The sequence below is a fragment of the Cytobacillus sp. GQ23 genome, assembly GCF_059758675.1.
In genome coordinates, this window is record NZ_JCAXER010000008.1 from 1 (window position 1) to 19253 (window position 19253).

A 19253-nucleotide genomic window follows, 5' to 3' on the forward strand; every position below is an offset into this window, starting at 1 on the left:
TCTATTTATAATTTACTTTAATTATTAGTTTCAATGTAGTTTTAGACTCTTTGATACTTAACTCAAAAAATAACTATTTTATAAAGATTTCATATTATGTTTAATAGGAAATCTATGTGACGTCTCCACGTGCCATAGAAATTCCACAAAATACATGATTATTTCAACAGTTTTTATCCTTCTCTTCCATCTTATATATGACTGTATTGCTTAGTTCGTAAACATTACATTATTTATTAAAAATCTTAAATCTCATGTTTTCACATATTATTAAAAAAGTAGTGACATTAAATTGTCTTTATAATCTTCTGCTACATTAAAATATCTTTTATCCCTGTTTATCTTATATGGATAAATAATAATTCAACGGTTATCTGTTCCAATGATGTAAACCCTAATACCTTTAACAGCCAATATATCTCCTATACTTTCAATATCATCATTTGATGAAGCTATAGCAGCATTTTCTTCAGGAAGAAAATTTCAAGGCATAGTATCCTACCATCTATTCGATTGAATGCCCTTCAGCTCACATAATGATATAAATCATCAGGAACATTTTCAGTGACGATAAAATTTCTCAACAGTAATTCTTTCTTGGTGATTGCTTCTTTATTAAAGTCAAATATTCATCTTTATAAGCTGCTCCTCTACTATCGCTGTAAAGAGCCTTATTGTCGAAATCCTCATCTACTGTACCTTCTTAATAAATAAATTTTCAATAATCAACTTGTTCATTTCCTATGTGTACGTACGATTTTGTCTATTGTGGAAAACTTTATTTAATCTTCATCATCGTCCTTTCCTCTTACAAGCTATTTTCTAAAGGCAAGGGCTATAATACTCTAATAAGCAGCGCACAATATTTAACAACATTCCTTTATAGCACAGACTCTGGAATTCACGATAATACGAACATAAAAAAGCATACTTTAGGACTACCTTAGAAGTATGCTTTGAAATTGTTTACATAATTACATCATCCAATTAATTCTCTTTATTCCTCAATTTCTAAAGGAGGTAAACTTTTGACTAAGTCAACTGTTTGAACAGAGACATTAATAACTGACAGTAACAAGTTAAAGATATATTTTTCATCATCAGAATATTCATTTGGATCGTCAATGATGCCTGATTTTTTATCAGTCTTAACTTGATACTGATCGATAATCCATTCAATCGCAGAACGACCATTTACCACATATTCATAAGCTTTTTCAGGGATGTTCGTAATCGTGATATCATTATTAAATACAATCTTATCTAGAACTTTCTTCGGATGTTTCATCTTTGTAACTTTAAATGAAGGATTCGTCTTACCTTCAATTATAACCCCATCATAAGGTGGAACTGATTCATAATTCAGGTGTAAATCGGCTAGTTTCCTACCAATCCCAACAAATTTTACTGCATTTTTCAATTTTGGAATACGAGGTAATTGCTTATTTAAATCACTTTCAAATTTTTCACGATACTCATTAGAATGTAGTACTGCGTAAGTATAATAAAATAAATCATCAGGAGATAAATTAAATTCATTTGAAATTTCTCCTGATATATTCCTATCGTCATTTTCAAACAAACCTGAAATCATCTCTTTATTATATAATGAAAATCCCTGTGCACCTGCATCTAAAATATTCAGATCTGGAATTCTATCAACCATTAAACACGAGAAACTTCTCCTTGAACCATTTCCTGGAACTAGAATCACTTTATTAGTATCTCCAAAGGTTCTTCTAAACTTCCGAGACATTTCAATAATACTTTTATCGTAATATAACCATTTTTTTGTAAAAGGACGATATACATGAATATTAAGTACATTTGGATCTAATACTATTTTTTCACCTTTTGAAAAAACTTGTTTTAGTCCCCGACTCCAACTTACAAACTTAGGGTCAGAATTTAATTGAGATATTCTTTCTTCCTTAACTGCAATGTTTTTCAATCGATCGATTTCTGAGTTTACATTCCCAACCATTTTAATGACATTATCATTAACCATCGTTTTTGAAAAACCATATACCCAAGCATCACGGTTCGTACTCACACCTAGGGACTTCATTTTAAAAATTCCATTTTCCTCAGGATCAACTGAGACAAACTCTGAATATTTTTCGTTTCTTTGGTTTATCCAGTCATTATTTTTATCTGGAATAATAATTGACCAGTCGACTTTATTAATAGACTGAAGTTTAGATAGTTTACCTAACTTTTCCTTGCGGTATAAATAATCACCAATATCAAAATATTTAAGTTGATGTGTATCAGAACCATCTTTAACAAGTAAACAAATTGCAACACCTGTTAAAATATCAAAAACACTTTGTCCTTCACGTTTAGCATCATCACCTGAACGCCCTCTTACTGAACCCCTCAAATTAATTACATAAAGGTAATTAAACTCTTCGTAAAAACACTTTCTAATTCCTGAAGTTGTCTGCTTATCAATAAAAGCATTGTTTGTAACAAAACCAATTACACCTCGATCGCCAATTCTATCTGTTGACCAACGAAATGCTCTTACAAGTGGATCGTACAGTGTATTTTTATTAGTAACACTTGAATGTTTTACATAGGTATCTTTTATTTTCTCATCAATAATCGGATAACTAGTATTTTGATTGTTGTCATTATCACTAGTTTGTCTAGCACTGTATGGAGGATTGCCGATTATAGCAAATATTGGATCTTCCTGCTGTTTCTTGATCCGTTTATTATTTTCATCAAACAATTCATCCATAAAAGATTCTTTCCGTTCTGCGCTTTTGAATGTATCAGTTAAAACAATTCCTTCAAATGGTATATAATCGCCATTTGTTAAGTTGTGAAATGTTTCTTCAATATTTATGGCCGCAATGTAGTAACTCAGCAACACAATCTCATTAGCATGTATTTCCTGGGTGTATTTGCGAATCAAGTCTTCTTTCGGTATTAATCCACTTTGCAACAAACGAGTAACAAATGTTCCCGTTCCAGTAAATGGATCAAGTACATTAATCCCTTCACTTGCTAATGATTTACCAAAGTGTTCCTTTAATACATCATCAACAGAATGAATAATAAAATCTACCACTTCAACTGGAGTAAAGACAATTCCTAATCGTTCTGTAGTTTCTTTAAAACCCACTCTGAAAAATTTATCATACAGTTGAATAATAATATCTTGCTTTGCTTTAAGATTATCGATTCCTTCTGCACGTACACGAACACTATCATAGAAATCTTGCAATTTTTCCTGTTCCTTAACAAGACCTTGTTCATCCAAGATACTCAATAGAGATTCCATTGCTTTCGAAACAGGATTATTATGGACAAAACTGTAAGAATCAAATAATGCTTCGAACACAGGTTTTGTAATAAGGTGCTGAGCAAGCATTTCAATTGCTTGTTGATCTGATATAGAATCATTAATATTATGACGAAGACTTGCTACAAATTTCTGAAATTCTCTATATGCTTTACTGTCCTTATCCTCTAACATGATACGAATACGCATCATATGCTTACGTGCAATTTCAGCAACGTCTTCAGACCATTGTTCCCAATAGCGTACATTACCAACTTTTTTTACAATTTTTCCATATATTGCACGTTCGAGTTCAGACCAATCTTCGTCTGTAAGCGACCATGCTAATTGTCGATCTTGGGGCTCAGGTATAACTAATCTATCTTCAGGTGCATCCCCGACCCCGATAACTTGGATTTGCTCTGGTTTCTTTTTATTTAATTCTAGTTTGTTGATAGTGGAATCAAAGCGCTCATCAAGTGAACGTAATGCATTCAATACTTCCCAGACCACACGGTACTTCTCGTTATTATCTAATACTGTATTAGGATCTAAACCTGATGGAATTCCAATAGGTAGAATCACGTACCCGTAATCTTTACCAGGTGTTTTACGCATTACACGCCCAACTGCCTGCGCAATATCAATTTTTGATTTACGTGGTTTCAAGAACATTACTGCATCCAAATCAGGAACATCGACACCTTCTGTTAAAAATCTTGCGTTTGATAAGATTCTGCAGGTACGGTCTGGAACATCAGCTTTCAACCATGAAATTTTCTCGTTCTTCTGAAGTGCGTTCATTGAGCCGTCTGCATGTTCGATTTCTATAGAGAATATGTCCTCATTAATCTCATTAATATATTCATCCACAACTTGAGCGAACATATTTGTAATTAATTTCGAATCTTTAATTGTGCCTGTAAACGCAATCGCCCTTTTCATTGGTTCTCCGAGAGTTTCATCTGAGTGGCTTTTCCGTTTTACTAGACCATTCCAACAACCTATAATTTTCGTTACGTCATCAAATTCTAATTCGGATTCACGTGCAAGCATCTGCTGAAAACGGCGAGCAATGACTTCTTCATCAACAGCTAGAACCATCACTTTATAATCAGTTAAGATATCCTTGCGAATAGCATCTCCAAATCCAATACGATAGAATTCTTCGCCATAAATTTCGAGGTCACTCATATCCGCAATCAAAACAGACATTTCTTCTGCCTTCTTTTTCGCATCTTCACCATATACACGTGGTGTTGCAGTCTGGTAGAGACGTTTAGTAGCTTTAATATTGTCATCGCTATGAACCTTTGTAAAGGCAGAGGCTACTTTATTATGCTCTGTTGCTCCTGTTGTACGATGAGCTTCATCGCATACAACTAAATCAAAGTTATAAAAACCATTGTTCTGAGCCTCTATGATTACATCAATCGATTGATATGTCGAAAAAACAGTCAGGAATTCTCCCTGATCCGTACTTCTTTCAATTCGATCCTGATATTCTAATAATTTTTCCGTATTCGTAGTAGCTGGATATCCAATATCAGCAGCTGCAATATCTTCTAGTTCATTCTCTCCTTTTTCTCTTGTTACCTTTCTATCTGAACACACTGCAATGGTATCCATCTTAAAACTAATATCAGCATTCCAACTTCGTAATGTTTGAGATAATAATTGAATACTTGGAACAAGATAAAGAACTTTAAACACTCCATTTTTTTCAGCGGCCATTTTTTCTGCAATGGCCATGGAAGTGTAGGTTTTCCCTGTGCCAGGGGCCATAATTAGCTTTCCACGGTTAGCATTCTTGAAACCTTCAATTACGGCATTGATTGCTGGAACTTGGTGAGGTCGAGGCGTCTTTTTACTTTGCAGCTTAACTTGTTTAGGGCTATTAAAGGAATATGCAGACCAATCAATTTTACTTTCTTGTAAATTCGCCAATGAGACTCGTGCAATGGTTTTATTTCGATACTTTAATGCATCTTCTGCATTGGTACTCCATTTATTTGTTGTCGTGACAATAATTCCTTCTGAGTAATAGCTTTTTCCTACTTCATTTAAAAACGAATCTATATGTGATTTTCTAATGACCGTATCAGCAGAGTAATATTTACATTGTATCGCTACCAATTCGCCAGTTTCACGTTTCCTTGCTACTAAATCTACACCTGTATCTTTTTTAGGGATATTATACTCGGCTGGAACTTCACTTAATTTCCATATTTTATCGTATATACGAGAATACATCGGTTCATTTTCTAAATATGCAACAATTAATAGTTCGAATAGTGTTCCTCTATCACGTTGTGTATGTTGCTTCGTGTCTATCTCATTAATTAAAGCAACGAAACTTTTATGATTTTTCCCTTCCAAAACTCTTCACCTATCTTTCATCTGAGAAAAAAATTCAGCTTTAGTTCTGATTATTAGTATTATTTTATCATGAAAATGTAGAACTTTAGAGACTGTCTTCTAAAAAGTTATGGAATGATAAAGGCCTTTTTCAAAAAGAGCTGTGAAATAATTTTCAATCCGTTTCCTAGTCTGTTTTCAATCTAATGGGAAGGATTTTTTATAAACATAATTTATATATTAATTTATTACGTTAGTAAAATTGAATATTTACAAAGGAATCCATGTTTTAAAAAATCGACTTGAAAACACCTTTGTTAAAACTAGGTGGCGTTTTTTTGTTATTAATGTATTGTTTTGTCGAAAGCAGGACGCAATTCCTAATGACATAGATTAATTACTTTTTTATACATATGGGTAAAGTATACGAATAAAAAAGAAAGGAAAGGATATAATAATGGTTTTTAAAAGTCAAGCTGACTTGCCAGAAAGTTGTCCACCATCAGATGCAGCTCCAAACACTATTGAGCCTGTATATAGATTTATTGAAAATGATAAAATTACTAAGATCTAGAACTGTACTAAGGATTTTCCAGCTTTCTTTGTTACTGGTTAAAACAATTCATTATATATATCTGAGATCATACCATCAGCTTGACGAGTCTTTATTTTAGTTCTTTCTTCTTCGCAACCCATGATAATACTTGTAAAACCAAGTCAGCTACAAAGGAACAAACGAATCGTTGGATTTCCCTATTCTAAAAAGGGCATACCATTACAATATGTGCTTTGAAGTTCTTAGTTATATCTTTTCATTCGTCAAGTCATCTCTTTGTTACGACCGAAAAGGGGGCCTGTGCCCTCACTAAATAACGTATTAACGCAGTCGGAGTTAAGCCCTTTCTTCTAGTTCAACTAATTTAATAATGGATTCAATACTAATATCTATCCCTAAATCTTTAGTTTTTTTAACTGCTTCATGTATATATCCAATATATCTTTTAAAATAAAAAGGTTCTCCAATAATTAAAAGTCTTTGCTCTGGCCTCGATATAGCTACATAGTGCAAGAAGATTGTACCATCCCTACTCATATTAAAGTCCCCAGCATTAATTATTACTTGTTCAAATTCAAGTCCCTTAGATGAGTGGATTGTTCCACAAGTTAAGCTATAACTTTCTTGATTATATGTAGGTACAAATCTATTATCATTTACAACTTCAAATAAAGTTTTTATTTCTCTTTTTATTTTTTCACTATCATCTCGATAGCCTAAGTATTCATACAATTTTATACAATTCTCTTCATATAAATCAAAATAATTATGTGAATCTTTTATTCTGAATAATAGTTTCTTTAAGTCCATTATTCTATAAGCCTCCGGCAACGGAATTTCATCCATTACGTCATATTCGCTATATTTATTTTGTAATTCATAATTTGCTATGCACCTAGCAACCCAAATATGTTCACTTTCAAGATTAGAATTATCTAAAGGAGATCCAGGTATAAAAACAAAAGGAAGATTGACTTCATTTAATTGTTTACTCCATTTTTCTGCATTGCTATTGCTAAAGTTCAAAAATGCACACTTTTTACTTTTATCTATCCAATCATTGATATAATTAGCGGCTTCTTGATCTGTGTTAAATTCTAATGCAATTATTTCATCATTGAAATCCGTTTGGCGATAGTGATGTCTTACACTTCCCATAAATACATTTGAATAATTTTGAATAACCCTATTTGATCTAAAGTTGTGCCATAATTCAAATTTCTCAAAACTTGATTTGGAAGTGAGTTCTTCAAAACCATCACTGTAAGCTCCACGCCAACGATAAATAGATTGTTTTGTATCCCCAACTATAAATAATGGGATACTTAAATCTTCACAAATATACATAAATAATTTATGCATATCAATATCACTATCTTGGTATTCATCTATGTAAATTCTATAATATTTAGATTTTAAATACCTCCTTGCTGCATGTGATTCTTTTAGAATTGTTAAAGCTAACTGAAAAGCGAAATTTTTTTTATTATCACTGAATTTACACATTAATTGTGTTTCTTCAATTTTTTTTATACCTTCTTGGAAATCTGCTATTTGATTTTCGTCATTAAAATCCGGCTTAATCTCTAATTTAAAATTAGTACCATAAAAATCATACATAAACGGCTGAATAATTTCAGAAAGAATAAAATTATCATTTGTTCCCACAAATCCTCCACCCTTATTAATTCCTAATCGATTTACAATTTCTCTAGCCGCTTTACGAGTGAAAGTAATAGCTGCGAAGGTTTTATAATTATTATTCTTTTCAATATCTCGAATTATTCTTTTTATTGTTGTATGTGTTTTTCCTGTACCCGCACTTGCACTTATAACAATATTGCCCTCATTTACAAGAATCTGATCTCTCACATCTTTATCTAACGGTAACATAATTCCACCAATGCTTTTACACATTCAAACCTTTCATCTTTATAAATTCTATTAATTCCATCTGTGTCAATCAGTTTACTTAATTTAATCATATTAATAAGTTTAGAACTCTGTAAATAATCCACTGCAGACTTTGAACTATTACTTTCCCTAGCTAAATTGTCCATTAGATCAGGAATCACTTCAAATAGATCATTTTCTAAATCTACCCTTGATAAATAAATTCTATTTCTTCTTAGTTTACCTATAGTAACAGGTAATTTATCGTATAAATATCTCTTTTTTTCAATTACATAGTCAATATTACTTTCATAAAGAGAACTATCTATTTTAATATTATTTTTTTTATGACAATTAATTAGTGATTGGCATCTATTTATACCTAATAGATTGCATTTATTTCCTTTAACTTTTTTTAAATCATTATCCGTTTTTACAATAACTTTAATTCCTAATGCATCTAATACTTTATAGTACTCAATAAAATTAATTCCATCTACCTCTAGAATATATCCCCCGAAACTTTCATATCTTTCACATTTTTCCTTAAGAATCCTTTCAAATAATATTTTTTCTGAGGGACCTTCTACTAATAAGACTACATCAGCAAATATAGCTTCCGCTAGATTCTGATTTAATTTTTGTTTTAGCATTTTATAATCTTGAGGCACTTTATATATGTATGACTTACCAGTGACCTTCTTCTCTTTATATAATTTAATAAGATTTACATCATCCATCTGACTAATAAGTAAAGAAGAGTGAGTCGTCATAAATAAATATTTAAATATTATGTCACTGAAAATTTGATATGAAAGTGCAATTTCCATTGATCTATGTAAATGATTTTCTAATTCTTCTATTAAAAAAATATTTATTTTTTTCTCTTCTACTCGCCGATTTTCTAGAGTAAGTAATGTATATGCCAAGATTTTTCTTCTACCGTCACCTGATGTAGGGTAATTTTCAAGCTTATCATCTAATATGTATGGTTTAAGCTTACTATGAATATTACTTAACTCCACTTCCGATCGAATTGATACTATAAAGTTTTTATCATCTTTAAATTTTTTATATTCTTTAATCAAGTCTTTCTCAAATAATTTAATTGTATTTAATTGACCTACGCTAGTATTAAGATTTTTTATATGAACATTAAGTTGATTTCTTTCTTCCTCACTAATACTAGATTCACCTTTAAATAACTCTCTAGAATATTTTTTAAATGTATCTTCTAATTTTATTGAAGAATCAATATAAACAACATTAAAATACTTATCTAGCTCAAAAAATGACTGACTACTTGGGACAGCTTCTAGATTATCTTTATTTACTCCCCAAAATAAATTGGGAAGCCCTATTAGGGATTCACCATCAAATACAGACCTAAGTTGTATATATATATCTTCTGCTTCTGATGGAATAGCCCCTTTCATCATAGTGAATATTTTTTTATTATCATCATTTTCTTCATCATCAGAAATGTTAATTTTAAGGATAATATTAATTTCTTTGTTAATATCTTTGTTATAAAAATCTGAATCAACCAAACCATTGCTTCTAAATTTACTATCTAGTAAAAAACGAATTGCGGCTAATAGGTTTGTTTTTCCAATATCATTAAGTCCAAATATTATATTACGGTTTGTTAATTCTAACTTTACATTCTCGAAACTCCTAAAATTCTTAATTGTTAGTTCCTTAAAGATCATACTTCTCCGCCTTTCTAATTTTATAATTTAGACTATAATTGTTATCAAATTTCTTGATTTACTGCTCATACCCCCAATAATAAGCTTAACTCATTTATGAATTATGAGGGTTTCATCCATTGATCTCTCGCTTTTTCCAGGCTTTCCTAACACTTCCTATCTTAATATCTATATAATTGATTCAATTTTACTATACTGGAAATTACTAGGCTAGTTTAGAATTTAAACAAAGGTATATTTAATGCTAACAGCCAATCTTTAAGATGAATAATGTAATTGAAATAGGGGCCTCCCCCCCCACACACATTAAATCAGTCCAGTATATTTCAATTAAAAAACCGCACAGTATTCTCACTGTGCGGATGTTACTCTCATTTTTCATGAAAATTTGTGTTTAAAGACGGTTATTTGGGGATGACTGTTGAATCCATTGCAGCTTCATCATCTTTATTATTTATAAATTATTTAGAAACCGCCCCAGCCTCAACCAGCAAATCCACAAGATGAACAGCTCTTACACTCTTCTCTAGCCCTTCCCCTTGAATGCCTAATTTCATTTGCAGCAGGCAGCCTGGATTTGAAGTTACAATTATAGAAGCATTTGTACCTTTCGCATTTTTCATTTTACTATCTAATATTTCCATGGAATCCTCATAGTTAACAATATTATAAATACCCGCAGAACCACAGCACCGTTCTTTGTCATTCATTTCACGGTACCCTTTACTTTTTACTTTCTCTAACAAAGATAATGGCTCATCTCTCACCTTTTGAACATTAACCATATGACAGGATGGCTGAAAGGTTATGGTTCCATTCACTTCCTTTGTAAATTTCAAACCATCTAATTCAGTTAGCACCTGTGAAATATCTCTTACTTTATTAGAAAAAGCTTGTGCTCGGCTTTCCCACTCGCTGTCTCCCTTAAGTAGTTCACCATATTCCAATAGAGTCGCGCCGCATCCTCCAGCATTGTTAACGATATAGTCTGCTTCTTCCTTTTCATATGCCTCTATATTTCTTTTGGCAAGACCTTTAGCATCCCCTATTTTTCCGGCATGGGCATGCAGTGCTCCACAGCACGTCTGATTTACAGGAATAAGTACGTCAGCTCCTGCCTTGGTCAGCAGGTCGATTGTGTTCTTATTCGTCTCATAGAAGATGGCATCCATTACACAGCCGGTAATAAATCCAACAGTAACTTTCCTGGAACCAATGGCTTTGAAGAGGTGGGCCCTGTTTTTCCGTTCTGCGGGAGATGGAAGATCAGGGAGAACGGACTCAAATTTCCCCAGATGAAGCGGGGCCAATTGGGTTATTCCTGTTCTTTGTGCCATTTTTTGCAGCCTGGACTTTTGATAAAACCATGAAAGATTACCGATTGTATTCATCCATCTCCTTGATGGAAATATTTGATTAAAAATCAATGATTCACTTATTTTTTGCGCTCTCGTTTTTTGCTCTGCAAATTCTAGAACTTCTTTTGCTCCTTCTAAAATCTTCCCATACTGTACGCTGGTGGGACAGGCTGTTTCGCAGGCGCGGCATCCCAGGCATTTTTCAATGGGTTCCCGTAAATCCTCTGCCTTGATTTTGTCTTCTGCCAGCATTTTGACAAGATTTATGCGGCCGCGCGGCGAATGCACCTCGCTCTTCATCGTTTCGTAAGTGGGGCAAACCGGCAGGCAATATCCGCATTGGACACAATTAAACGTCTCATTATAATGTAATCTGTCTTTTAGACCGGCTCCCGCACTCATTCCCTAAGCACCAGCTTCTGGCCTTCTTCAGGAAAGATTTTACCGGGATTTAAAATATTATTCGGGTCCCATATTTGTTTAATTCGTTTCATCATATCAAGTCCGGCTGCACCCAATTCCATTTCCATAAAAGGGGCTTTCAATGTTCCAATTCCATGTTCACCCGAGAGTGTCCCTCCCAGTTCAACAGCAGCTCTAAAGATTTCTTCTACTGCTTTTTCAACCCGTATCATTTCCTCTGTATCCCTTTTATCACAGATAATATTTGGATGAAGGTTTCCGTCACCCGCATGTCCAAACACGACTAGATGAATATCATATTTCTCGCGGATTTCTTTTAGTTTTTGGAACATATCGGGAATCTTGCTGCGGGGCACTGTTGCATCTTCAGATACTTTAGTTGGCTTTATTTTGACAATAGCCGGGGAAACCAGCTTCCTTGCCTTCCAGTAACTCTGTGCTTCATCCTGATTTTCGGCTATTTTCACTTTCACAGATTCAAAATCTGTAAAAATCTCTTCTATTTTTTTCATTTCTTCTTCAATCGCCAGAGGGTGGCCATCAAGTTCTATTAAGAGGATGGCTTCTGCATCAATAGGGAGCCCCAGCGGCTGATAGTTCTCCACAGCTATTATGGAAGTCTGATCCATTATTTCCATTTTGGCCGGAAGGATGCCGGAAGTTAATATTTTTGAAATCGCTTGTCCTGACTGGACAAGATCATCAAAGACAGCCATCATGGTTTTTGATGCTGGGGGCTTTGGCACTAATTTCAGTGTCGCTTCCGTAATGATCCCAAGCGTTCCTTCCGATCCAACAATCAATTTCGTTAAGTCATATCCAGTTACATTCTTAATTGTTTTTCCGCCTGTTTTGATGATTTCTCCTTCAGGTGTTATCACTTCCAAACCAATAACATAATCCTTCGTTACCCCATATTTTAAGCCCCTTGGCCCGCCGGAGTTTTCCGCTAAATTCCCTCCAATTGTTGATACATGGGCACTGCTTGGATCAGGGGGGTACATGAGTCCAAACTTTTCTGCTTCCTGATTGATGTTCGCTGTCAGTACACCTGGTGATACGACTGCTACCAAATCATCCGGATAAATTTTTAAATCACCATTCCATTGGGACATGTCTAAAACCATGCCCCCCTTAACAGGGAGAGGACCTCCGCTTAAAGAAGTCCCCTGTCCTCTTGGGTATACCGGGAAATTAAATGTATTGGCCAATTTCAAAAGTGAAGAAATCTCTTCCTTATTTTTCACCTGGATGACCAGTTCAGGAAGATAGCTGCCGAATGAAGCATCATAACTATAACTATAGCGATCAGCTAAACTCGTTAAAATTTGGTCTGAAGGTATTATACTGCTTATTTCCTCCATTAATAATTCCATTCTGATGGCCCCTTTGATTATCCAATATTCAATGAGACAAACTTCTCTTCCAGATACTCCATCATTCCGTACTTGCCGCCTTCCCTTCCTACACCGCTTTCCTTCATTCCTCCGAACGGGGCTTGCGCTGTTGTCGGCATCGCATCATTAATGCCAATAATGCCATATTCGAGAGATTCCATGACCCGGAAAGCGCGATTTAAATCAGAAGTGTAGCAGTAAGATGCAAGTCCGTATTCTGGATGATTTGCCCGTTCGATTGCTTCTACTTCCGTTTCGAAGGTGAAGATCGGCACCACTGGGCCAAATGTTTCTTCTCTTGCAATCTTCATCGATTCATTTGCATGTTGAATAACAGTAGGCTGATAGAATACACCTTTAGCAGTCATATCTGCCAGAGATCCGCCGCAAATGACCACACCGCCTTTTTCTTTGGCATCCTCCACATGTTCAACGACTTTATCAAGGCTTTCTTTATTAATTAATGGCCCAATATCTGTATCATCATCCATGCCATTCCCGATTTGCAGACGATTTACCTTTTCTGCAAACAAGCGGGTAAATTCCTCTGCGGCTTCCTTCTGAACATAAATCCGGTTTGTGCATACACATGTTTGTCCTGCATTCCTGAACTTGCTTGCCACCGCTGCTTCTGCGGCTTTCTCTAAATCAGCATCCTCAAATACGATAAAAGGGGCATGACCGCCTAATTCCATTGAAACTTTTTTGACTGTATTGGATGCGTCCCTCATCAGCTTTTTCCCAACTGCCGTTGAACCTGTGAAAGTCAGTTTTCGCACCTGCTTGCTGTCTAATAACGTTTGGGCAACCTCATTAGAAGGTCCAATAATCAAATTGGCTACTCCTTTTGGCAGACCAGCCTGATGAATGGCTTCAAAGATTTTCACGGCCGTTAGAGGCGTAGCTGAAGCTGGCTTGAGGATGACAGGACATCCGGCAGCTAACGCTGGTGCAATTTTGCGGGTAACCATGGCGGCTGGAAAGTTCCATGGTGTAACCGCGCCCGTCACTCCAACCGGCTCCTGCAGTACCAGTATGCGCTTATCCCGGCTGGACGCTGGAATTGTCTCTCCATAAATACGCTTAGCTTCCTCTGCATACCAATCCATATAGGAAATCGCCAGCTTGACTTCACCAAGGGATTCTTTCAGGGGTTTGCCCATCTCTTTTGTAATGGTTACTGCCAGATCTTCTTCTCTGTCTCTTAGACAATCGGCAATTTTTCTAAGATATTGCGATTTCTCAACTGCGCTTGTTTTCTTCCAGTCTTGAAAGGCAGCGGATGCGGCATGGATTGCTTCCTCGGCCTCTTCCTTTCCTCCATAAGCCACCGTACCGAATTTTTCTAAAGTAGCGGGATTATACACAGTAATCGATTTATTTTTATAGGAAGATTTCCATTCTCCATTAATATATAGCATGACCGTTCTCCTTTTTAGCAAGCTGCTGCAATCCTTCTTTCAGTACAGAAACTGCCTGATCAAGTTCCTCTTTTAATACCGTTACTGGCGGGATAAACCGCAAAACATTCTTCTCCGTGCCGCAGGTTAAAAGAATGACTCCGTTTTCTAAAGCAAAATTCTTCAGCCAAGTTACTGTACTGGCATCCGGGCGGCATTTTTCATCCATGAACTCTATGCCGATCATCAAGCCCAGGCCTCTTACATCACCGATGACCGAAAATTCTGATTTCAAATCATATAATTGCTGTTTTAGATATCCCCCTAAAGTTTGGGCATTATCTATACCTTCCCGTTTTAGAATTTCAATGGAAGCCAGGGCAGCCGCACACGAGACCGGGTTTCCGCCATAAGTGCCTCCATGTGTTCCCGGCTCCCATTTCTCCATAATTTCTTTCTTGGCAATGATAGCACTTAAAGGGAAGCCTGAAGCAATTCCCTTTCCTAAAGTAAGGATGTCCGGCTCTACTCCAAAATGTTCATAGGCAAACATTTTCCCCGTTCTTCCGAAACCGGTTTGAACTTCATCAAAAATAAGCAATATCCCATGCTGATCACATATTTCTCTTATTTGTTTCAAAAATTCTTTCGGAGGTACAATATACCCGCCCTCTCCCTGTACAGGTTCAAGGATTATGGCTGCCACCTGGGATGGAGCCACTTGATACTGGAACACTTCATTGATGCTTTGAATACATCGTTTCGTCTCTTCTTCATAATTTAAGCCGGTTCTAAAAGGATATGGATATTCACAAGCATATACACTTGGAAGGAGGCCTTCATAATCCTGACGATAAGCTGAGCTTGAGAAAGTAATCGATGTGGCTGCAAGTGTCCGTCCATGGAACCCCCTTTTGAATGATAATATGGCTGGACGCTTTGTCACTTTTTTCGCTAACTTGATTGCTCCCTCATTCGCTTCTGCTCCGCTATTTGAAAAATACACCATCTTCTCTTTTCCTGTTAATTCGTTTAACTCCTCCGCCAGTTGAATATAGGATGGATAGTAGGCCACATTATGGCCCACATGAATCATCGTATCCAGCTGCTGCTTTACCGCTTCAATTACCTTGGGATGGCAATGTCCAACATTATTTACTCCTACACCGCTTGCAAAGTCGAGATATTTTTTTCCGTTTTCATCCTCTATGGTTGAGCCAGATGCTTTCGTTACACCTATCCTCGTTACTCTGTTTGCTGCCGGGGGCAGAACACGATCGCCTCTTTCTGCTAAACTTTTATTCTCATTAATCATAATGACTCCCCACTCTCTTCACGATAATCTCGTTTCCATAGCTCAATGTATTCTTCTGCATTTTTTTCCAGTTCATGTCTTTCATTCTCTGTTAGTTCACGCACAATTTTGGCAGGAACTCCAACAGCTAAGCTGCCTTTTGGGATCACTTTCCCTGGAGGAACTAATGCACCCGCTCCAACTTGTGCTCCTTTTTCAATGACCGCTCCATCTAAGATTATAGAACCGATGCCAATCAATGCTCCATCCTCGACAGTACAGGCATGTAAAATGGCACCATGCCCGACCGTTACCATTCTCCCTATCCTTAATGGAGCCTCTGATGTCACATGGCAGATACACCCGTCCTGAATATTGCTTCCTTCACCAATTTCGATAAAATTATCATCATCTGCCCGTAAGACTGATTGAGGCCATACACTCACATTTTTGGCTATTCTGACGTCTCCTATCACTTGTGCCGAGCCGTGTATCATGGTTTCGGCATGAATGGATGGAACACGTCCTTTCAAAGGTTTAATCATGCATATCCTTCTCCTTACTGAGTAGCAGGATTTAAATGTTATTTAGCTACGAGCCCTAACTCTTTTAGAATCTCTTCCTTATGTTCTCCCAGTACAGGCGCAGCTTTTGCAACCTTTCCAGGTGTTTTTGATAGTTTTACAGGAATTCCCAATGCTTTTATTTTCCCGGCAACAGGGTGTACAACCTCTTCTACCATTCTTCTGGATAGTGTGTGCTGGTCATTTAAAGATTCCGGATAGGTATTGATCGGGCCTGCGGGAATCCCCGCTTTTTCGAATTTTTCCAGCCAGTAGTGTCTTGGATTCAGACCTGTTTTCTCTTCAATTAATCTGACAAATTCATTTAAATGCTGAATTCGGGAGGCATCATCAACAAATCGGTCATCCGATAAGAATTCAGGTCTGCCGATGATCTGGCAGAACACGGGCCAATGATGCGGTGTATCTGCACCAACAGTAAAATAACCATCACTGGCACGAAATGCCTGGTAAGGAGCAGACAAGCGATGTCCGCTTCCAGTAGGTGCAGGTGTTTCTCCCGTAAACCAATATTGAGTGCTTTCCCAAACCGACAATGCGATTCCCGTATCATATAAAGATGCGTCAATATACTGCCCCTCATTGGAATGAACCCTTGCATACAATGCGGATAAAATACCATAGACAGAAAACAGGCCAGAACCCAAATCGATAATCGGAAGTCCGCATTTCACCGGGTTGCCATTCCGTTCACCTGTCACACTCATAATGCCGGTCATTCCCTGTGCGATTAAGTCATAACCGCCACGGGATGAATATGGACCATACTGGCCAAATCCGGAAATAGAGCAATAGATGAGTTTCGGATTTATCTGATTGAGGGTTTCATAGTCAACTCCCAGTCGCTTTACAACCCCGGGGCGGAAATTTTCTATCAAAATATCTGCAGTTTCAATTAACTTGTAAAATACCTTCTGATCTTCACTGCTTTTTAAATCAAGCGTTATGCTGCGCTTGTTGCGATTTATCGCCATAAACGCACCGCTCTCCCCTTCCTTATAAGGGGACCATCTTCTGGTACTCTCACCTTTTGGCGGTTCCACTTTTATAACATCAGCACCCATATCAGCCAGCAGCATACCGCAATATGGCCCTGCCATGACCTGGCTCAAGTCAATTACTCTAATGCCTTCCAATGCACCCATTCAAATCATCTCCTTCTATTAAAATGAATTCCCGCTGTCTCAAAGTCTATTTAAGGCTTTATCTTCAATTAAATAGAGTTCCTGATTGTCTAGAATAAGTCTGCCGTCAATTTCTACCCGGGGATCCTTCACGACCATATCGTAATGCCCTTTGGCCTTAACAGTTCCCCCAATATATGCATTCGTACCTAAAGCAATATGGATGGTTCCAAAAACACCTTCATCACTTAGCATGCTGTTTTCCAATTCACATTCCGGATTCATGCCTATGCCAAACTCACCAGCAAAATAGATATTTCCTTCTTCATCATTCTTCTCCATTAATATTTTCCTGAATTGCTCCGCTTCTCTGCCTCCCGTAATCGAAACGGCCTTTCCTTCCTTAAATACCACTTCAACCGGAGTCTCCATTAAACCAACTCCCGGAATACTTCCATCCACCACTAAAATACCTTCAGCGGTTCCTTCAACAGGGGCAATGCTGGATTCTATACAGTGCGCTGCCGAAACATCCGTGCTATTTGCAAACCCTGTTAAGGCTCTGCCTGACCTGCCTTTGATGGAGAATCTTAAATCTGTTCCAAGGGATGTTGTAATGCGGACAGATTCTCCATCTGTCAATATGTCTGCCAGTTTCTCAACTTGAGGTCTTAGTGCAGCAAAGTCAGCACGCAGCCCCTTGCTTAATAAAATGTCTTCATGTGCTTCAGGTAAGATTAATACGCGGGCCCCGGCCTTTTGCGCATCATGGCGTGCTTTTGTATGGGCAATGTTATAGGTTGTCGGTGCGATGATCACATCTGCCTCTTTCATAGCCGCTGCCACTGCATCCGGCAATGCATCTCCATGCCCTTTCCTTGGCGGCATTGAGATTGTGATGGGCTCTGCGTCGAGTGAACAAACAACAGATGCCAGAACTTTTGTGATTCCATCCGTTAAAAAATCTGTTAAGATGACAACCTTTTCCCCGCTCTTAACACCTGCCAGAACTTTTACTAGTGCAGTAGCAGCCGGGTACATTAGTGCTTCTTTCATTTTTAAAACAACTCCCTGATTCAATTTTTATAACTAACTATATCCCTTTAAATACTGGCGGCTTTTTGTTAAAGAACGATTCAATCGCATGCTTGTGATCCCATGTATCCTGGCATTCAATAAACGCATCCAATTCCTGTTTCATTGCTTCCTGCCACTCTGCATCCATGGTCTTCTGAATCGTGTTCTTCGCATGTCTGACTGCGATTGGAGCACGGGAAGCAATCAGCTGTGCCCATTCCTGCGCTTCTGCCAGCAGCTTGTCATGTGATACCACTCTGCTGGCCAGCCCTCTTTGAAATGCTTCCTCAGCTGTTATGGTTCTGCCTGTCAATATCACTTCTTTGGCATATGCTTCACCCAGCAGTCTTACTAACCTGGTTGGCCCGACAACCAGTCCAACCTTTACCCCTGCTGCACATAGCTTCGCACGTTCCGACATGATCCGGATATCACAGGCTAAGGCAAGCTCGAACCCTCCGCCAAACGCATAGCCATTAACTGCGGCAATGACAGGCTGGGGCATTTCATTGACAATATCGTAAATTCTGCAATCTTCTTCTAAGAAGTGCCTTACGGATTCAGGTGTCAGCTCTCCTTCTTCGTTTAAATCGGCTCCTGCGCAAAATGCCCGATCCCCTTCTCCAGTAAGGACAATAACCCTGACATCCGAAGAGGTTTTAAGCTCCTCCATATAAGGAACAAACTCCTGCCGAAACTCTTTCGTCAAAATATTCATTGGCGGGTTTTTAATGGTAATGGTGCAAATAAAATCTGATATCTCAGCATGAATTTTTTCCAAATTT

11 protein-coding genes are annotated in these 19253 nt (G+C 37.1%); all 11 read right to left on the reverse strand.

The features are described 5' to 3' along the window. Positions 1 to 997: 997 nt before the first annotated feature. The 11 genes from AC6CHU_RS08235 to AC6CHU_RS08285 all read right to left on the reverse strand — a co-directional run bounded on the left by AC6CHU_RS08235 (position 998) and on the right by AC6CHU_RS08285 (position 19249). Positions 998 to 5671: a DEAD/DEAH box helicase gene (locus tag AC6CHU_RS08235; protein ID WP_498121152.1), complete on the reverse strand. Its 4674-nt coding sequence runs from the start codon at positions 5669 to 5671 to the stop codon at positions 998 to 1000. Between the two features lie 871 nt (positions 5672 to 6542). Further along, positions 6543 to 8099: a UvrD-helicase domain-containing protein gene (locus AC6CHU_RS08240; RefSeq protein WP_498121154.1), complete on the reverse strand. Its 1557-nt coding sequence runs from the start codon at positions 8097 to 8099 to the stop codon at positions 6543 to 6545. Continuing rightward, the gene (locus tag AC6CHU_RS08245; RefSeq protein ID WP_498121156.1) at positions 8087 to 9811 is read right to left on the reverse strand and encodes an ATP-dependent nuclease; all 1725 of its coding nucleotides are present in this window, start codon (positions 9809 to 9811) and stop codon (positions 8087 to 8089) included. Before AC6CHU_RS08245 ends, AC6CHU_RS08240 begins: the two co-directional genes overlap by 13 nt. A 461-nt stretch (positions 9812 to 10272) precedes the next feature. Next, positions 10273 to 11571, reverse strand: a complete 1299-nt coding sequence (locus AC6CHU_RS08250; protein WP_498121158.1) for a (Fe-S)-binding protein — start codon at positions 11569 to 11571, stop codon at positions 10273 to 10275. Next, the gene (locus AC6CHU_RS08255; protein ID WP_498121160.1) at positions 11568 to 12968 is read right to left on the reverse strand and encodes an FAD-binding oxidoreductase; all 1401 of its coding nucleotides are present in this window, start codon (positions 12966 to 12968) and stop codon (positions 11568 to 11570) included. The genes AC6CHU_RS08250 and AC6CHU_RS08255 overlap by 4 nt, the downstream gene beginning before the upstream one ends. Positions 12969 to 12985: 17 nt before the next feature. Then, positions 12986 to 14410 carry an NAD-dependent succinate-semialdehyde dehydrogenase gene (locus AC6CHU_RS08260; RefSeq protein WP_498121164.1) on the reverse strand — a complete coding sequence of 475 codons (1425 nt, stop codon included), beginning with the start codon at positions 14408 to 14410 and terminating at the stop codon, positions 12986 to 12988. Further along, positions 14397 to 15704, reverse strand: coding sequence for an aspartate aminotransferase family protein (locus tag AC6CHU_RS08265; protein WP_498121166.1), 1308 nt, complete (start codon positions 15702 to 15704; stop codon positions 14397 to 14399). The genes AC6CHU_RS08260 and AC6CHU_RS08265 overlap by 14 nt, the downstream gene beginning before the upstream one ends. Then, positions 15701 to 16228 carry a gamma carbonic anhydrase family protein gene (locus AC6CHU_RS08270; RefSeq protein ID WP_498121168.1) on the reverse strand — a complete coding sequence of 176 codons (528 nt, stop codon included), beginning with the start codon at positions 16226 to 16228 and terminating at the stop codon, positions 15701 to 15703. Before AC6CHU_RS08270 ends, AC6CHU_RS08265 begins: the two co-directional genes overlap by 4 nt. A gap of 38 nt (positions 16229 to 16266) precedes the next feature. After that, on the reverse strand, positions 16267 to 17412 hold the full coding sequence (locus AC6CHU_RS08275) for a CaiB/BaiF CoA transferase family protein (RefSeq protein ID WP_498121170.1): 1146 nt from the start codon (positions 17410 to 17412) through the stop codon (positions 16267 to 16269). 39 nt (positions 17413 to 17451) lie between these two features. Further along, entirely contained in the window at positions 17452 to 18447 is a 996-nt protein-coding gene (locus AC6CHU_RS08280; protein WP_251284373.1) for an aminopeptidase, read from the reverse strand. A 37-nt stretch (positions 18448 to 18484) separates the two neighbouring features. Further along, positions 18485 to 19249: an enoyl-CoA hydratase/isomerase family protein gene (locus AC6CHU_RS08285; RefSeq protein ID WP_159864662.1), complete on the reverse strand. Its 765-nt coding sequence runs from the start codon at positions 19247 to 19249 to the stop codon at positions 18485 to 18487. Positions 19250 to 19253: the final 4 nt, after the last annotated feature.

Coding starts and splice junctions, on each gene's coding strand:
- AC6CHU_RS08245 (WP_498121156.1), bottom strand. CDS start 9,811: ATGATCTTTAAGGAACTAACAATTAAGAATTTTAGGAGTTTCGAGAAT.
- AC6CHU_RS08270 (WP_498121168.1), bottom strand. CDS start 16,228: ATGATTAAACCTTTGAAAGGACGTGTTCCATCCATTCATGCCGAAACC.
- AC6CHU_RS08275 (WP_498121170.1), bottom strand. CDS start 17,412: ATGGGTGCATTGGAAGGCATTAGAGTAATTGACTTGAGCCAGGTCATG.
- AC6CHU_RS08240 (WP_498121154.1), bottom strand. CDS start 8,099: ATGTTACCGTTAGATAAAGATGTGAGAGATCAGATTCTTGTAAATGAG.
- AC6CHU_RS08280 (WP_251284373.1), bottom strand. CDS start 18,447: ATGAAAGAAGCACTAATGTACCCGGCTGCTACTGCACTAGTAAAAGTT.
- AC6CHU_RS08250 (WP_498121158.1), bottom strand. CDS start 11,571: ATGAGTGCGGGAGCCGGTCTAAAAGACAGATTACATTATAATGAGACG.
- AC6CHU_RS08255 (WP_498121160.1), bottom strand. CDS start 12,968: ATGGAATTATTAATGGAGGAAATAAGCAGTATAATACCTTCAGACCAA.
- AC6CHU_RS08265 (WP_498121166.1), bottom strand. CDS start 15,704: ATGATTAATGAGAATAAAAGTTTAGCAGAAAGAGGCGATCGTGTTCTG.
- AC6CHU_RS08260 (WP_498121164.1), bottom strand. CDS start 14,410: ATGCTATATATTAATGGAGAATGGAAATCTTCCTATAAAAATAAATCG.